Raw genomic sequence first — 255 nt, forward strand, 5'->3', positions numbered from 1 at the left:
GGAACACCGGCGCTTCGATCATCTTGACGACGTCGGTGCAATACAGCGTGGAACGCGAGTCGCGCGGATCCGACGTGGTGAAGCCGATCTGGTTGTTGATGACGATGTGCAGCGTGCCGCCCGTGCCGTAGCCGCGGGTCTGGGCCAGGTTCAGGGTTTCCATCACCACGCCCTGGCCGGCGAAGGCCGCGTCGCCGTGCACCAGCACCGGCAGCACTTGCTTGCCTTCGGCGTCGCCGCGGCGTTCCTGGCGAG

Annotated in this window: 1 protein-coding gene; it reads right to left on the reverse strand. The window is 67.1% G+C overall.

What is annotated here, in order from left to right:
- A partial coding sequence (locus tag R0J88_RS21675) for a thiamine pyrophosphate-dependent enzyme (protein ID WP_410901130.1) occupies nt 1-255 on the reverse strand: 255 nt, incomplete at both ends.

Origin of the sequence: Pseudoalteromonas sp. SIMBA_162 (assembly GCF_046535955.1) — a bacterium.
In the GTDB taxonomy this organism is placed as follows: domain Bacteria; phylum Pseudomonadota; class Gammaproteobacteria; order Enterobacterales; family Alteromonadaceae; genus Pseudoalteromonas; species Pseudoalteromonas marina.